This window comes from Frigoribacterium sp. CFBP9029 (genome assembly GCF_034045305.1).
Lineage (GTDB): Bacteria > Actinomycetota > Actinomycetes > Actinomycetales > Microbacteriaceae > Frigoribacterium.
In genome coordinates, this window is sequence record NZ_JAXCWB010000013.1 from 1 (window position 1) to 13,437 (window position 13,437).

13 protein-coding genes are annotated in these 13,437 nt (G+C 73.2%); 8 read left to right on the forward strand and 5 right to left on the reverse strand.

Translation table 11 applies throughout. From position 1 onward, the window contains the following. Positions 1-90 precede the first annotated feature (90 nt). The 3 genes from SOM11_RS13570 to SOM11_RS13580 form a co-directional block, all read right to left on the reverse strand. Positions 91-1,068 carry a WcbI family polysaccharide biosynthesis putative acetyltransferase gene (locus SOM11_RS13570; RefSeq protein WP_320478358.1) on the reverse strand — a complete coding sequence of 326 codons (978 nt, stop codon included), beginning with the start codon at positions 1,066-1,068 and terminating at the stop codon, positions 91-93. A gap of 148 nt (positions 1,069-1,216) precedes the next feature. Further along, complete coding sequence (locus tag SOM11_RS13575; protein ID WP_320478359.1) at positions 1,217-2,479, reverse strand: DUF418 domain-containing protein; 1,263 nt, start codon at positions 2,477-2,479, stop codon at positions 1,217-1,219. Between the two features lie 93 nt (positions 2,480-2,572). Beyond that, entirely contained in the window at positions 2,573-2,818 is a 246-nt protein-coding gene (locus SOM11_RS13580) for a glutaredoxin family protein (protein WP_192059425.1), read from the reverse strand. Between the two features lie 147 nt (positions 2,819-2,965). Here SOM11_RS13580 and SOM11_RS13585 point away from each other — a divergent pair, with 147 nt between their 5' ends. Continuing rightward, a complete protein-coding gene (locus tag SOM11_RS13585; protein WP_320478360.1) occupies positions 2,966-4,285 on the forward strand; it encodes an amidohydrolase family protein in 1,320 nt (439 codons plus the stop codon). Between the two features lie 224 nt (positions 4,286-4,509). Here the strand turns inward: SOM11_RS13585 and SOM11_RS13590 are convergent, their stop codons facing one another. Together SOM11_RS13590 and SOM11_RS13595 are read right to left on the reverse strand one after the other, a co-directional pair. Next, positions 4,510-5,472, reverse strand: coding sequence for a PDR/VanB family oxidoreductase (locus SOM11_RS13590; RefSeq protein ID WP_320478361.1), 963 nt, complete (start codon positions 5,470-5,472; stop codon positions 4,510-4,512). Beyond that, positions 5,469-6,020: a helix-turn-helix domain-containing protein gene (locus SOM11_RS13595; RefSeq protein WP_192060168.1), complete on the reverse strand. Its 552-nt coding sequence runs from the start codon at positions 6,018-6,020 to the stop codon at positions 5,469-5,471. Before SOM11_RS13595 ends, SOM11_RS13590 begins: the two co-directional genes overlap by 4 nt. Positions 6,021-6,246: 226 nt before the next feature. Here SOM11_RS13595 and SOM11_RS13600 point away from each other — a divergent pair, with 226 nt between their 5' ends. The 7 genes from SOM11_RS13600 to SOM11_RS13630 all read left to right on the forward strand — a co-directional run bounded on the left by SOM11_RS13600 (position 6,247) and on the right by SOM11_RS13630 (position 13,418). Beyond that, positions 6,247-7,584 (forward strand): amidohydrolase family protein, encoded by a 1,338-nt coding sequence (locus SOM11_RS13600; RefSeq protein ID WP_320478362.1) that lies wholly within the window; start codon positions 6,247-6,249, stop codon positions 7,582-7,584. A 7-nt stretch (positions 7,585-7,591) separates the two neighbouring features. Further along, positions 7,592-8,371 carry an ABC transporter ATP-binding protein gene (locus SOM11_RS13605; RefSeq protein WP_320478363.1) on the forward strand — a complete coding sequence of 260 codons (780 nt, stop codon included), beginning with the start codon at positions 7,592-7,594 and terminating at the stop codon, positions 8,369-8,371. Further along, the gene (locus SOM11_RS13610; protein ID WP_320478364.1) at positions 8,371-9,249 is read left to right on the forward strand and encodes an ABC transporter permease; all 879 of its coding nucleotides are present in this window, start codon (positions 8,371-8,373) and stop codon (positions 9,247-9,249) included. The genes SOM11_RS13605 and SOM11_RS13610 overlap by 1 nt, the downstream gene beginning before the upstream one ends. Before the next feature lie 94 nt (positions 9,250-9,343). Next, positions 9,344-10,522 carry an ABC transporter substrate-binding protein gene (locus tag SOM11_RS13615; protein ID WP_192059413.1) on the forward strand — a complete coding sequence of 393 codons (1,179 nt, stop codon included), beginning with the start codon at positions 9,344-9,346 and terminating at the stop codon, positions 10,520-10,522. A gap of 60 nt (positions 10,523-10,582) precedes the next feature. Further along, entirely contained in the window at positions 10,583-11,986 is a 1,404-nt protein-coding gene (locus tag SOM11_RS13620; protein ID WP_243215884.1) for an FAD-binding oxidoreductase, read from the forward strand. Continuing rightward, a complete protein-coding gene (locus SOM11_RS13625) occupies positions 11,983-12,831 on the forward strand; it encodes a creatininase family protein (protein ID WP_320478365.1) in 849 nt (282 codons plus the stop codon). Before SOM11_RS13620 ends, SOM11_RS13625 begins: the two co-directional genes overlap by 4 nt. Next, positions 12,828-13,418: a pyridoxamine 5'-phosphate oxidase family protein gene (locus tag SOM11_RS13630; protein WP_320478366.1), complete on the forward strand. Its 591-nt coding sequence runs from the start codon at positions 12,828-12,830 to the stop codon at positions 13,416-13,418. The genes SOM11_RS13625 and SOM11_RS13630 overlap by 4 nt, the downstream gene beginning before the upstream one ends. Positions 13,419-13,437 lie beyond the last annotated feature (19 nt).

The window sequence follows — 13,437 nt, forward strand, 5'->3', positions numbered from 1 at the left end:
CCGGCCAGGCGGCGGCCGGCCAGGCGGCGCCCGACCGACGCCCGACCGACGTCCGCCCGGCGCCCGGCGGAGCGCCGCCCGACGCCCGCCTCAGCGCAGGCCGAGGGTCGCGAGCGCGCTGGCGTGCCGTGCGAGACCCGCATCGACGGCGTCGGGATGCTCCGCGTACCAGGCGAGATGGGTGGCGCGGACCTCGTCGGTCGAGACGGACGCTCCGTCGACGACCCAGTGGTCGGTCGGCGAGGCGTCGAGGCCGAACGCCTCGACCACGGCCGCCTCCCGCGGCGCGTGCACGCGATCAAGCAGCGGCCGACCCGGATCGACGACGTGCTCGGGCAGACCGAGTGCGGCGCGCACCCGCGTCGCGGCCGCACTCCAGACCGGGTTGCCGGGGTGGTTCAGCGTGCGCATCTGATCGAACGAGGGGCGCTCGAACAGGTCGGACAGCACCACGGTCTCGTTCGCGGCCTCGCGGCGGCGCAGCTGGTCGAGCGACTCGTCGGCGATGGTGTGGACGGTTCCCGTGTCGAGGCGGGCGGCGACACCGGCTGCCGGCACCGCGCCTCCTTCGCGTCGGATCGCCGCTTCGACCAGCACCCGCAGGTCGTGGTACTCGACGACGGGCGGCACCAGCGACGCGTCGCTCGGCGGTCGGACGATCGCGTGGGTCGGGTAAAGCCCGGCGACGCGGATCACCGGCACGCGCAGCACGCGCCCTCCGGCGGGCAGCAGCGCGGCCAGCTGAGCCGTGCCGAGGGGCATGCCGTGGTAGTCGGTGCGCACCGGCTGCGACACGAGCACCGCCGCCCGCGACAGCCAGTACCGCAGATACGGCAGGTCGCTCGCCGTGAGCTCGTGCACCGCCGGGATGCGGATCGTCGCGAGGCCCGGCCCCTCGAGCATCTGCCGCAGGCTCTCGGCCTGGCAGTTGCCGACCACGATCGCGACGTCGTCGGCCGGCCCCTCGGCCAGCGAGTAGAAGACGCCGTAGTGATGCGCGCGGGGGTCCGCGTCGACCGGAGGCGCAGGAGGCGCAGGAGGCGCGGCGGAGGGAGAGGAGTCGGTCACGGTCCCAGCATGGCCCGGTGCGGCGCCGGGTGCGTCGCGGTCGGGCCCGGACGTCGGATGCCCGGCACCCGGTGCGGCGCCCGGTGCGCCGCGGTCGGGCCCGGACGTCGGGCACCCGGCACCCGGTGCGGCACCGGGTGCGTCGCGGTCAGCGACCGTAGCTCAGCCGACGGAGCAGCCGCTCGGCCGGCCCCGGCGTCGACGTGCGCTCGAGCACCACGGCGACGACCACGGTGGCCAGCCACACGCCGACGGCGACGAGCGCCACGCGCAGCGTCCCCGCTTCGACACCGAGCCCCAGCGCCCACGGCTTCAGCAGCACGACGAAGAGCACCGACTGCATCAGATAGCAGGTGAGCGACCGGCGGCCCACCGCGACGAGGGCCGACAGCACGAAGCCCGGCTGCGCTCCAGGCCCCACGACGGACCCCGCGGCGGGCTCGGCTGCGCGACCCGCCGCCCCGGCACCCGAGGAGGCGCGCTCGGCACGCCGCGCCGCCCACCAGCCGACGAGCCCGAAGAACGCCAGAGCGCCTGCGATGCCCGTCGTGCCGTGCAGCATGCCGAGCAGGTAGAGCAGCCCCTCGCCGGGCTGCCAGGCGCCGATGGCGGCGAGCACGAGCGGTAGAGCCCCCACGATGCTGATCGGGAACCCGACGAGCGTCAGTCGGCGCAGCAGCACGACGTGCTGTTCGGGCTGCTCGAGCACGCGACGGCGGCCGAGCAGGGTGCCGACCGCGGCGAGCGGCAGCAGCATCGCGACGGTGAACGGCGCGGTGAAGACGAGCCCCGCGAGGGCGATCACCCGCCAGAGGAGGTCGCCGAGCACGGTGCGCTGATCGAAGGGGAGCCAGGAGGTGTCGCCGGCACCGCCGCCGAGACCGTCGACCCCGGCCATGACGACGAAGACGACGAGCGTCGACCAGCCCACGACCCGGAAGACCTTGTCGCTCGCGGCGAACATCGCCGCGAGCACCAGCCCGAGGGCACCGTAGCTGAGCAGGATGTCGCCCTCGAAGAGCAGCACGATGTGCAGCGCGCCGAACACGATCAGCCAGAGGCTGCGGCGCAGCAGCAGCGACCGCGCTCGGCCCCGATCGACGCCCCGCTCGGCCTGTCGGCGGATCAGCACGGTGAAGCCGTACGCGAAGAGCAGGGTGAACAGCGGGAAGGCCCGGTTGTCGACGAAGGTGCCGACCAGCACGTCGGCCACGTGGTCGCCCGTCGAGCCGTCGACGGGTCGGGCCAGCGGACCCATCGTGCGGCCGACGATGTAGTAGACCGAGTTCGCGAGCGCGATGCCGAGCAGCGCGACGCCCCTCAGCAGATCGGGTGCGACGAAGCGTTCGGACGCGGCCACCGGCCCGCTGTACGCGACGGGCGGCGGCTTCGGCGACAGGTCGGTGCTCATGCGATCAGCCTGGCCGACAGCACGCAGGCGACACCACCGCCGGGAGAGGGAGATGGGGACGACGCGCAGGCCGCGCGGCCTGGGGAGGATCGGTCAGAGCTTGGCCGCGAGCTCCGGGTCGGTCGGCTCGACGAGGTGCGTGCCGTCGGGGAACACGACGACGGGGATGTTCGTGCGACCGCTCACGGCGTAGGCGCGATCGGCGCCGTCGGCGACGGCCTCGAGGTCGACGTAGTCGTACTCGACCCCGCGCGAGTCGAGCAGCGCCTTCGAGCGACGGCAGTCGCGGCACCATTCGGCGCCGAACATGAGGATGCGGTCGGGGGCACTGTCAGACATGAGCGTGATTCTAAGCCTCGGTTCCGAGGGCATGCTGGGACACCGGCGGAGACACCCGTCCGCGGGCTCCGTCATGCGGCAGCCGGCGGGTCGGGCCGAGGAGGCGCGGGTAACGTCCCCGACACACGTCGCTGCTAGACACGCCCCATGCTCGAGATCACCGGCGCCACCCGCATCGTCGTCGACGACCAGACCGAGACCACCGGCAGCCTCTTCGTCGAGGGAGGGGTGATCGTCGACGGCTCGTCGGGCGAGGTCACCGAGACCCTCGACGCGAGCGGCTGCGTCGTCACTCCCGGCCTCGTCAACGCGCATCACCATCTGCTGCAGAGCGGATTCCGCACCCTGCCGGGCACCCGCGGCGTCCCGATGGCCGACTGGCTGCCCGCGATGGCCGGGGCCTACGGCGCCGCCGGCATCGATCCGTCGCTCGTCGCCGCGACCACGGCCGTCGGCGTCGCCGAGGGCCTGCTCAGCGGGGTGACGACCGTGGCCGACCACCACCTGAACTGGCCGGTGCCGGCGGTCTCGGCCGCCGACACGGTGGCCGTCGCCCGGGCCGTCGCCGAGGCCGCGCGAGCGCTCGGGGGGCGACTCGTGTTCGTGCGCGGCTCGGCGCGCGACGATCCGCAGACGGCGGCCGGCTCGGCGGAGGCGATCGTGCGCGGCCTGCTGACCCGCGCCTCCGGAAGCATCCCGACCGGGGGCGTCTCGGACGACGGCATGCTCCAGGTCGCCGTCGGACCGGCCGGCGTGCACAGCGACGGCCGCGAGACGTTCGAGCTGCTGGGCGAGGTCGCCGCCCGCCACGGGCTCAGGAGGCGCACCCAGGCGAACGAGCAGGTCGACGTCGTCATCGCCCTCGAGCGCTACGGACGACGCCCGCTCGACCTGCTCGACGAATGGGGCTGGCTCGCGGACGACGTCACGATCGCCCACCTCTGCGCCGTCGAACCGGGCGAGATCGCCCGTCTGGCCGCCGCGGGGGTCAGCGCGACGCACGCCCCGGGGTGCGACCTGCCGATGGGCTGGGGCATCGCCCCGGTCGCCGCCCTGCTGGCCGCCGGGGTGCCCGTCGGCCTCGGCACGAGCGGGGGCGGCAGCAACGACGCCGGGCATCTGCTCGCCGACGCACGGCTCGCGATGCAGGTCGCACCGCTCGTGGGGCCTCCGATCGCGGCGCGCACGATGCTGGGCCTGGCGACGGCGGGCTCGGCGGCAGGGCTCGGACGACCCGAGCTGGGGCACCTGCGACCGGGCGCCGCGGCCGACCTCTGCCTGTGGGACGTCACCGGGGTGGCCGACGCGGGGGTCGCCGACCCCGTCGCCGGGCTGCTCTGGGCGGCGCCGGGGCGCCGACCGCGCGACGTCTACGTGGCGGGGAGGCGCGTGGTCGAGGGCGGGCGGCTCGTCGCCGCCGACGAGCGCGACCTCGTCGCCGCGCTGGCGACGCGCCTCGCCCGCTGACGCGCAGGACGCGGAGCCGCACGCACCGCACCGCGCCGCACGCACACACCGACGCGCCGATGAACCTCTCGCGCCGCAAGGACTGCTCGCGCCGACGAACCGCGTTCGCGAAGATGAACCGCGATGTATCGCGGTTCATCTTCGCGAACGCGGTTTTCGGCCGAGGCTGGCGGGGGCGCGCGGAGGCCGGCGGGCGCTGGCGGGGCTGGGGCGGCGGCGCGCCGCTACAGATCGAGCACGAGGCGGGCGCAGGCGGCGCGCGAGACGCAGACGAACATGCGGTCGCCGGCGGCCTGCTCGTCGGGTGTGAGGATCGAGTCGCGGTGGTCGACCTCGCCCTCGAGCACGGTGGTCTCGCAGGTTCCGCAGGTGCCCTCGCGGCAGCTCGACAGCACGAGCACGCCGGCCTCCTCCACCACGTCGAGCACCGAGCGGTCGGGCGGCACCGTGACGGTCAGCCCCGACTCCGCCAGCTCGACCTCGAACGACTCGTGCCGCACCGGCTCGCCGACGGCCTTGGCCTCGAAGCGCTCGACGACGACCTGCCGCCCGGCCCCCGCGGTCTCGACCGCCTCGACGAGCCGCTCGGGCCCGCAGCAGTACGTCGTCGTGAACGGGGCCATCGACGCGAACAGACCGTCGACGTCGAGCCGGTCGCCCTCGTCGGCGACGTGCAGCCGCAGCCGGTCGCCGTGCAGCGCGACGAGCTCGTCGATCAGCGCCATCGTCGAGCGCGACCGCCCGGCGTAGTGCAGCACGTAGTCGACCCCGGCCGCCGCTGCGGCCCGCGCCATCGCCGACACCGGGGTGATGCCGATGCCGCCGGCGACGAACACGTACGACGTGCCGCGACGGGGCTCGAACTCGAAGTGGTTGCGGGGGCCCGCGAGGCGGACCGTGTCGCCGACGGCCAGGTTCTCGTGCAGCCAGGCCGAGCCTCCTCGTCCGTCGGTCTCGCGCAGCACGCCGATGCGCCACCCGTCGACCTCCGGGTCGCCGCAGAGCGAGTACTGCCGCACCTCGCCCGTCGGCAGGGCCACGTCGATGTGGGCGCCGGGCTGCCAGGCCGGCAGGGGCGAGCCGTCGAGCGCGGCGAACTCGAACAGGTCGACGGCGTCGGCCGCGGAGGTGCGGGCGGTGACGACCGCGTCGAGCGCGGTCTCGGGAAGTCGGGTCGGGGCGGTCACACGGGCTCCGGTCTCTGCTTGACGACGAACAGCGTGTAGCCGTCGTCGCCGACGGCGCTCCAGCGGTGGCGGGTGCCGCCGCCGTAGTACAGCGAGTCGCCCGCGGCCAGAACCCGCGCGCCCTCGGCGTCGAGGTCGACCCGCAGCCGCCCGGCGACCACGTGCACGAACTCGTCTTCGGCGTGCACGAAGAAGTCGCCGGGATCGAGATTCGCCCCCGACATCTCCATCACCCGGAACGGCCGGTCGGACGGGGTCAGGAGGCGCGCGGCGGCCTGTCCGTAGCGCCCGGTCGACCCGTCGGCGGCACCCACGAAGCCCACGACCGGCCCGTCGGCGGCGCGTCGGTCGTCGACCGCGGCGAGGATCTCGACCTGGCTCGACCCGAGCGCCCGGGCGATGCGCTCGAGCGACACCATGCTCGGCCTCGCGAGCCCGCGCTCGAGCTGGCTGAGGAACGGGTGCGACAGCTGCGCCTCGGCGGCGAGCTGCACGAGGGTCAGCCCGCGAGCGCGGCGGAGGGCGCGGATCCGACCGCCGACCGCCAGGGCCTGCTGATCGACGGGGGCGTCGAGGGACGTGACGGGGGCCTCCTGGTTCGGGTGGTCTGACGAGGTCTACCACGGGGTCCGGTGCTCGATCCGAGCAATTTACACGGCGAAACGGTCGCGTCATCTGTCGGAAACGAGCACTCCTTAGATTGACGCATGTTGACGCCATCAACATTCTGCCCCGTCGACCACCTGATCGCCAGCCCGACCCGAGAGGCCCTCCGTGACCCGACTCCCCCGCCGGCTCGCCCTGCTGCGGAACGCCACGCTGCCGAGCGGCGACGTGGTCGACGTGCTCATCGAGGGCGACACCGTGGAGGCGGTGGTCGCGGCGGGCACGGCGCCCGCGGCCCCCGAGTCGGAGACCCTCGACCTCGCCGGCCACGTGCTGCTCACGGCGCCCGCCGAGCCGCACGCGCACCTCGACAAGGCCCTCTCGTTCGACGCGATCCGCCCGCCGATGGGCGACCTCGAGCTCGCGATCGCCTCGTGGCGCGTCTACGCGGCCACGATGACGGTCGACGACATCGCCGATCGCGCCCGACGCCAGCTGCTCGCGATGCTCGCCCAGGGCACCACGGCCGTGCGCACCCACGTAGACGTGCTGCTCGGCGACGGGCCGACCCGCGGGGCCGAGGCGCTCGTGCGGGTGCGCGACGAGCTCCGCGGGCTGATGGACGTCGAGATCGTCGCCCTCGCCTCGCAGGACTCCCCCGACTCCGACGTCGAGGCCGTGCTCGATCTCGGGGTGGACCTCGTAGGAGGCGCGCCCCACCTGGCGAGGGATCCCCATGGGGATCTCCACCGCCTCCTCGACATCGCCGAGCGCCGCGGAGTCGGCGTCGACCTGCACACCGACGAGAGCCTCGACGGGGCCGTCACCCTCGACGAGTTCGCCCGACGGGTCGTCGGCTGGACGACGAGCGTCTCGGCCGGGCACTGCAGCCGACTCGGGTCGATGCCCGTCGCGCAGCGCGACGACATCGTCGCCGCCGTGCTGGCGGCCGACATCGGCATCATCGCGAACCCGATCACGAACCTGTACCTGCAGGGCTGGGACCACCCCGTCGCGACGCCCCGGGGGCTCACCGCGCTGCGGCCGCTGCTCGACGCGGGCGTCCGACTCGCGGCCGGGGCCGACAACGTGCGCGACCCGTTCAACCCGCTCGGCCGCAGCGACGCCCTCGAGACGGCCATGCTGCTCGTCACCGCCGGCCACCTGACGATCGACGAGGCCTACGCCGCCGTCAGCGACTCGGCCCGATCGGTCATGGCGCTGCCCCCGGCGGGAGTCACGGCCGGGGCGCGGGCCGAGCTGCTCGCCGTCCGCGCGACGTCGCTGGCCGACGTCGTCGCGAACGCCCCGGCCGACCGGTACGTCGTGCACGCCGGTCGCCTCGTCGCCGAGAGCCGCGTCACCCGCGAGGTCGCCGACCCCGCGGCGGCGCTCGCGACGGCGTCCACCACGACGTCGGCGAGCGCGACGTCGCCCGCCGCGACGTCGGCGGCACCCCCGACGTCTCCCTCCTCGCCCCGCCCGACCCTCGCAGAGACCCGGTGACCCGATCATGACCATCGCCAGCCCTCCCGTCGCCCCGCCGACGTCGACCCGGGTCGACACGCTGCTCGACTTCCGCGACGTCGCCATGCGGTTCGCCAACGGCACCGTCGCCCTGCAGGACGTCGACCTCACCGTCGACCGGGGCGAGTTCGTCACCGTCGTCGGCCCGTCGGGCTGCGGCAAGTCCACGCTGCTCCGCATCGCGTCGGGTCTGGAGCAGGCGTCGCACGGCAGCGCCGAGGTCGACACCGACCGCATCGGCTACGTGTTCCAGGACGCCACGCTGCTGCCCTGGCGGAGCGTCCGCGACAACGTCGAGCTGCTCGCCGAGCTGAACGGGGCGCCCAAGGCGACGCGTCGGGCGGCCGCGCAGGAGTCGATCGACCTCGTCGGCCTCTCGGGGTTCGAGTCGAACCTGCCGAAGGAGCTCTCGGGCGGCATGAGGATGCGCGCGTCGCTGGCCCGCTCGCTCACCCTCGACCCCGAGCTGTTCCTCTTCGACGAGCCGTTCGGCGCCCTCGACGAGATCACACGCGAGCGTCTGAACGACGAGCTGCTGCGGCTGTTCGTCGAGAAGCGCTTCGCGGGCCTGTTCATCACCCACTCGGTGTCGGAGGCCGTCTACCTCTCGACGAGGGTCGTCGTGATGTCGGGCCGCCCCGGTCGCATCGTCGGCGAGTTCGACGTGCCGTTCCCGATGCCCCGCGACCCCGAGATCCGCTTCACCGCCGAGTTCGCCGAACTGGTCGGCGAGGTCAGCCACGCACTCCGAGAAGGGCACAACTGATGGCCGTCGACACCCGCGTCTCGCGCACCGAGCCCGCCGCCACGACGGCCACCCACCTCTCGGGGCCGAAGCCGCCGCGTCGCCAGGCGTCGCCCCGGGCGACGCGCGTCCGCGACATCGTGCTGCCGATCGTCGTCTTCTTCGCGCTGATCGGCGTCGGCTACGGGGTCGCCGCGTACTACGACCAGGTGCGCGGTCTGCCGTTCCTGGTGCCGTACCCGCACCTGGTCGTCGAGGCGCTGCTCTTCGACGGCGACTTCCGACCCGACCTGCTCGAGGCGCTCGGCAACACGACCCTGATCGCCGTCATCGGCCTCGCGATCGCCATCGTGATCGGCATGGCCTGGGCCGTGCTGATGGTGCAGGCCAGCTGGATCGAGAGCGCGCTGTTCCCCTACGCGGTCGTGCTGCAGTGCATCCCGATCCTCGCGCTCGTGCCCCTGATCGGCTCGCTCTTCGGCTACGAGATGCCGTCGCGGATCATCGTCACGGTCATGTTCGCGCTGTTCCCCATGGTGTCGAACACGCTGTTCGGCCTGCAGTCGGTCGACAAGGGCCAGCGCGAGCTCTTCCAGCTGCAGGGCGCCTCGCGTCTCACCCTGCTGACCAAGCTGAGGTTCCCCGCCGCGCTGCCGTCGATCTTCATCGGACTCCGCAACTCGGCCGGGCTCTCGGTGATCGGCGCCATCGTCGCCGACCAGTTCTTCCAGCGCGGCGACGGCGGCCTCGGCGTGCTCATCTCGGTGATGAACCAGCGCCTCAACGGCGCCGAGATGTTCGCCGCCATCGTCGTCGCCAGCGTGCTCGGCGTGGTCGTGTTCGTCGCCTTCGGCTGGCTCCGCCGCGTCGCGATCGGGCGCTGGTACAGCGCGAACTGACCCGCGCCTCCTCGGCTTCCCTCCTCTTCCTCCCTCCGCACCTCCCGCACACAGCCCCGCACCATCCCCTGCTCCACCCCCGACAGGAGACCCCATGCCCCGCACCTCCCGCACCCTCACCGCGCTCGGCCTCGTCGTCGTCACCGCCGCCGCGCTCTCCGCCTGCTCGAGCGGCTCGAGCGACGACGCCGCCCCGCAGGCCGCCGCCGGCTCGGCCGTCGACCTCTCGGGCGTCTGCCCGGCGACCGTGGTGATCCAGACCGACTGGAACCCCGAGGCCGAGCACGGCCACGCGTACCAGCTGCTCGGCGACGACTACACCGTCGACGCCGACCAGAAGTCGGTCTCGAGCGATCTCGTGATCGGCGGCGAGCCCACCGGCGTCAAGGTCGAGATCCGCGCCGGCGGCCCCGCCATCGGCTTCAACACCGTGCCGTCGCAGATGTACCAGGACGACGAGATCACGATGGGCTACGTCACCACCGACGTCGCCGTGCAGAACTCGGCCGACCTGCCCACCACCGCCGTCTTCGCCGAGAACGACATCTCGCCGCAGATGATCATGTGGGACCCGGAGACCTACCCCGACGTGTCGACCATCGAGGAGCTCGGCACCGAGCTCGAGGCCGACGGCGGGGTCGTCCGCTACTTCGGCGGCGCCGCGTACATGGACTACCTGGTCGGCAACGGGATCCTCCCCGAGTCGGTCGCCGACGGCAGCTACGACGGCACCCCGGCGAAGTTCGTCGTCGCGCAGGGCAAGGACGCGCAGCAGGGCTTCGCGACGGCCGAGCCGTTCGTCTACGAGAACCAGGTCTCGGCCTGGGGCAAGCCGCTCGACTACCAGCTGATCAACGACACCGGCTACCCCATCTACCCCGAGGCGATGTCGGTGCGCACCGGCGACCTCGAGGAGCTCAGCCCCTGCCTCGAGAAGCTCGTGCCCGTGCTGCAGCAGGCCGACGTCGACTACTTCGCCTCGCCCGACGCGACGAACGAGAAGATCGTCGACCTGGTCGACCAGTACGACACCGGCTGGGTCTACGACGAGGACGTCGCCGCGTACGCCGTCGACAAGATGAAGGAGCTGAAGATCGCGACCGACGGCGACAACGGCTACGTCGGCGACATGGACGAGGAGCGCATGCAGACGGTCATCGACCTCGACACCGAGATCTTCGAGAAGCAGGGCTCGACGCTGAAGGAGGGCCTGGTGCCGTCCGACCTGTACACGAACGAGTTCCTGGACGACTCGATCAGCCTCGGCTTCTGATCACCCGGGGGCCCGGTGCGAGCCGGGCCCCCTCCCCTCCTTCTTCAGACAGGACGCACCATGAACGACATCCGTCCCCCGGCAGCCCAGGAGGCGCTGGTCGCCCTCGAGGGCGAGCTCCGCACCCTGCTCGGCGAGCGCGGAGTCTCGGTCGAGCTCGCCGCCCGCGAGAAGGCGTCGCTCGACGGCTCGCGGCTCTCGCCCGTGATCAGCGAGCAGCTGCCGCTCGGTCTCGCCGACCTGGTCGCCTACCCGGCGAGCGCCGAGCAGATCGCCGAGGTCGTCGCCGCGGCGGTGCGTCACGGCGTGCCCGTCACCCCGCGAGGCAAGGGCACCGGCAACTACGGCCAGGCGATCCCGATGTCGGGCGGGCTCGTGCTCGACATGACGCGCGCCAAGGCGATCGTCGAGGTCGGCGACGGCGTCATCACCGCCGAGGCGGGTGCGACGATGGTCGCCCTCGAGCAGGCCGCGAACAAGACGGGTCAGCAGATCCTGATGTACCCGTCGACCGCGCAGTCGTCGCTCGGCGGGTTCCTGTCGGGCGGCTCGGGCGGCACCGGGTCGATCAAGCACGGGTCGAACAGCTCGGGCTTCGTCACGGCGCTCGACGTCGTGCACGCCTCCCCCGAGGCGCGACTCGTGCACGTCGAGGGCGACGACGCCCAGCCCTACGTCCACAACTACGGCACGGCCGGCATCATCGCGCGCGCCACCGTCCGGCTCGAGCCGTTGCAGGACTGGCGCGGCTTCTTCGCCAGCTTCGACACGTTCGAGCAGGCTCTGAGCCTGATCCGCCCGTTCGCCGACCTCGAGCCCACGCCGCGGCTGGTCAGCGCCGATCTGCCGACCCTGGCCGACGCCCTGCCCGCCGACCCCGGCATCCCGGCCGGGCGGGTGAGCCTCCGCGCCATCCTCGACGTCGCCACGGTCGAGCTCGCCACGCGGATGGTCGAGGAGGCGGGGGGCCGCGTCGAGGACGTCCGCGAGGGCGCGCAGACCTCGATGAAGATCAGCATGATGTCGTACAACCACCCGATCGAGTGGCTGCAGAAGGCCTACCCCGACCGGTACTTCCATGTCGAGGTCTCGGGTGACGCCCTGGTCGACCGCATCGACGAGGTGCACGCCGTCTACGAGGGCGGGATGCTGCACATCGAGTCGCAGCACGGTCGGCCGATCGGCATGTTGGCCGGCGTCTACACGACCGCCGCCGACGTCTACGCGGGCTTCGCGAAGCTCAAGGCGCTCGGTGTCGGGTATCACAACCCGCACCAGTGGTTCGTCGACTTCGAGCCGGCGCGCACCCGCGAGCTGGCGGCGTCCACCGACCCCGAGGGGCTGCTCAACCCGGGCAAACTCGTCGACCCCGCGACCGTCGGCGGCCCCGACACCGGCGTGAAGGGCGGGCACGCCGTGCCCACCGGACGCCTCGGCATCGACACGGGGGTGAAGGTCTCGTGAGCCGCCTCGACGACGTCACCCGCGCCTCCTCGGCGCCCGGTCGGCGCTCGCGCGACCTGATCGAGCTGAGCGGGCCGGCCGCGGCGGCCGCGCTGACCGAGGACAGCATCATCGTGCTGCCGACGGGCGCGATCGAGCACCACGGGCCGCATCTGCCACTCGCCACCGACTGGCTGATGGCCGACATGATCGGCCGAGCCGTGGTCGAGGGGGCGGCGGCAGGCGGGCAGGACGTCTGGCTGCTGCCGTCGCTCGCCTACACGAAGTCGGACGAGCACCACTGGGCGCCGGGCACGATGTGGCTGACCGCCGAGACGCTGCTGCAGACCGTGGTCGACATCGGCCGATCCGTCGCCGCGACCCCGGCGCGCACCCTCGTCTTCTACAACGGGCACGGCGGCAACATCGCCCTGCTGCAGGTCGCCCTGCGCGAGCTGCGGCGCCGCTTCGGGCTGCGGACGTTCCTGATGGGCACCGGCATGGCACCCGGCGACGGCGTCAACGGGCCCGACGAGCACGGCTTCGGCGTGCACGGCGGGCACAGCGAGACGTCGATGCTCCTGCACCTGCGGCCCGACCTGGTCGACATGACGCAGGCCGCCCGGTGGATCCCCGACCACATGATCGACCTCGACTACGTGAAGTTCAACGGCGGGCCGGTGCACTTCGGCTGGCTGAGCGACGACTTCGGCCCGGCCGGCGTGGTCGGCGACGCGAGCGGCGCGACGGCCGAGTGGGGCGCCGAGCTCTACGAGACGGCGCTGCGCAAGGGCGTCGCGTCGCTCGCCGAGATCGCGCGGTTCCGCCACCTGCCGGCGCGCGGGCCCGTCGGCTTCGGCGCGTGACCGGCACCGCGAGCCACCCGCTGCCCGCCGAGGCCTGGGAGCTCGCCGCCGAGTGGCTGCCGCCGAACGACGACCCCGAGCGCCCGCAGGTGACCCTCTCGACGGTCGACGTCGACGGCGCACCGGACGCCCGCACCGTGCTGCTGAGCTCGTTCGACCGCGACGGCTTCGCTTTCCACACCGACGTGGCGAGTCGCAAGGTCGAGCAGATCACGGCCAGGCCCCTCGTGGCGATGACCGTGCTCTGGCCCGGCTTCACGCGGCAGCTGGTGGTGCGGGGTCGGGCGGAGACCGCCGACGACGCGGCCCTCGCCGGCGCCTACGCGGCCCGCTCGCCCTACCTGCAGCAGCTCGCCTGGCTGAACTCGCACGAGTTCGCGGCCCTCCCCCTCGACGAGCGTCGCCGACGCTGGGACGCCTTCGAACGCGAGCACGCCGACGGGTTCGAGCAGCCGGCGGGCTGGACCGGCTTCGTCGTCCGCCCGACCCGCCTCACCTTCTGGGTCAGCGCGCCCGACACGGCGAGCCGGCGCCGGGAGTGGTCGCTCGGGCCCGGCGGCTGGGCGCACGAGTACCGCGCCGGCTGATCCCCCCACAGGGCCCGAG